This is a genomic window from uncultured Mucilaginibacter sp. (genome assembly GCF_903913935.1).
Classification (GTDB): domain Bacteria; phylum Bacteroidota; class Bacteroidia; order Sphingobacteriales; family Sphingobacteriaceae; genus Mucilaginibacter.
This window is the reverse complement of sequence record NZ_CAIWNH010000151.1, coordinates 1-2,423: the sequence shown is the minus strand read 5'-3', so window position 1 is coordinate 2,423 and position 2,423 is coordinate 1. Positions and strand designations below refer to the sequence as shown.

Annotated in this window: 3 protein-coding genes; 1 reads left to right on the top strand and 2 read right to left on the bottom strand. The window is 40.0% G+C overall.

The window, feature by feature from the left end:
- Together QZY09_RS05640 and QZY09_RS05635 are read right to left on the bottom strand one after the other, a co-directional pair.
- Positions 1 to 1,474 (bottom strand): GNVR domain-containing protein (locus QZY09_RS05640; RefSeq protein ID WP_295669348.1); only part of this gene is annotated, 1,474 nt, incomplete at its 3' end.
- A 5-nt stretch (positions 1,475 to 1,479) separates the two neighbouring features.
- The gene (locus QZY09_RS05635; protein WP_295669345.1) at positions 1,480 to 2,280 is read right to left on the bottom strand and encodes a polysaccharide biosynthesis/export family protein; all 801 of its coding nucleotides are present in this window, start codon (positions 2,278 to 2,280) and stop codon (positions 1,480 to 1,482) included.
- Between the two features lie 25 nt (positions 2,281 to 2,305).
- Here QZY09_RS05635 and QZY09_RS24690 point away from each other — a divergent pair.
- Positions 2,306 to 2,423, top strand: a 118-nt coding sequence (locus tag QZY09_RS24690) for an OB-fold domain-containing protein (RefSeq protein ID WP_367119169.1), incomplete at its 3' end; no start/stop codon positions are given.

Below are 2,423 nucleotides of genomic sequence, written 5' to 3'. Positions count from 1 at the left end.
GCAGAACGATACCTTTTTTGGGTTTTACAGGTTCATCACTGCTAATGGCCCTGTCAACTGTCCGGGTATCTGACACTGTTGATGCAAAAGATAATTCAGTTTGTTCCCTGTTTTTTAGTAAAAACGTATATAAGTCGTCTTTTATAGTTTGCTGACGGGTAATATCAACCAACTTTCGTTCTTTAACCGGTACTGTTTTGATCATACCGGTCATATTATTGCTCGTTTTTTCCAATTGCTGGCGGGTAACATCCAAACTCCTTTTAAGCGTTTCAATATTATCGTAGATGTTGTGCTTTAAGGTTGCTATCTGTTCGTCAATGCCCTGTACTATGGGGTTGCCTGGCTTAACAACCTTTACCGTTGCCTGTCGTTGCAATTCCAGCTGCGACAGCTGGCCGATAAGGCTTAGCAGAGTAGGGTCGTCGAGCCCCATGAGTGTTTGTGGAATTGATCCCTGGTCATTATTGGAAGAAGTAACATGTTTTTCAATATCATTTAGTACACTTTGTTGTAGTTTTACTGTATTTAACTGTGTATCATTGGTTTGAACATTTTGTAAAAATATCTGCGATGCTGCGCTGATATCCGTAATTCCTTCCTTCGATTTATAATCTTCAACCTGTTTTTCGGCGGTGCCCAATTCGCCGGAAATCAGCTTCAGGCGTTCATTGATAAATAACAAAGTATTTGACGCCGACAAATTCTTGTCAGCCAAACCAGCAGCGTTATAGGCATTGATCAGTTGATTTAATATATCCTCTCCTTTTTCGGGGATCGTATTTTCAATTGTCATTACCAGTACAGTTGACATTTTACTGCTCGGTTCTATCCTTATCGCACTTGAAAGGTCTTCAGCAACATTTTTTGGTGAAGCAATATTGACGATTATCGACTTCATTTCGGGACTTTTCCCTGTTTTACTGAGTTTGATAATGCCATAAGGCGTGTTCGTCTCTTTGTTAAAAAATATCTTTTGACCGTTAACAGTGGCGCTTTCTCCATTGAGTATCGCTATTTTTAATGGCTTTTTATACGTTTCCGAAGTGGTGGAAATTAGCTCTAATTTCAAAGGGCTCCTATTGTAGAGCTCAACTTTGCGGAACAAGCCTTGCAAATAATAGGTTACGTTTAGCTTAAGGGTATCTACCACTTCTTTCATCAGGGTGTATGAGGCCAATACCTGGATCTCGTTATCCACAACTTTATTTGATGAAAAAATGTTCATTTGTTTCATCATATCATCTTCCTGGCCAATGCCTTTTTGCTGGTCTTTTATTAAAATGCTGCTATGGATAGAAAAAATGGGCGCATGCACCTTTAAATAAATAAAGCCGGAAACTAATGAAAGCGCGAGCGCTAACACGAACCACTTCCAATAAATAGAATATTTGTACACAAATTCTTTTAGGTGAAATTTACTTTCCTCATTCGAATCCTGTAACAATAATGGCGCAAAAGGATCTTTACTCATATCGTTTATTTTTTAAGAGCGGCCAATAAAAGTGTTGCTATCAGGGTTAATCCGCTGATGATTATTGGAGCCAGCTGTATGCTTCGGTCACTTGATGTTATCCTGCCTTTTCCGGGCTCGATATATAAAATATCGTTTGGGTGCAAATAATAGAATGGTGAATTAAACAAGTTTCTTTGACTTAAGTCGATCCGGTTAAAAGTTCTTTTCCCATTAATTTCGCGAACCAATAAAATATTATCCCTTTTTGCGTAGATGGTTAAATCACCAGCCATAGCGATAGCTTCCGGGATCGATACCTTTTCATTTGGGATAGTGTAAACTGCCGGGCGAACTACTTCACCTAAAACAGAGATCTTAAAATTAAGGATGCGAATATTTACGGTAGGCTGAACCAGCAAATTGTCGAGCCTGCGGGTAATAGTATCGGCAGCCACAAATGTGGTTAAACCGCTAACTTTTACCTTCCCTATTAAAGGAATGGTAACCTGGCCCAGGTTGTCAACTAAATAACCGATAGCAGCCGGAGGGTTGTTATATTGAGTGGCTTGCTGCGTTACGCTGGCTGCCTGCATAGGCAAATGCGGGTTAACCATCAGGCTCGCCTCCGCGCTAAGGCTGCCGATGTCGATATTTAAAATATCCGATGGTTGTATGGTGGTTACATATTGGTTTGAAATCTCAAAGCTGGCCGAGTCTGCCGACGGGTTAGGCGTTTGAAAATATGCCACATTTTTTTGACTTACGCATGAACCTGATATGATCGCTACCAGGAACAGTAATCCAACTTTTTTAATGAATTTCACAATTATAATATTGGGCTAGTTGCAAATGATAGGACGTCTTAGAGGTTGCTTAATATATAAAAGCCCAGACCGTGCGCTTATTGAGTGTGGTGGCGTTGGTTATGTTTGTTCCATATCTTTATGGACTTATGATTTATTGCCAG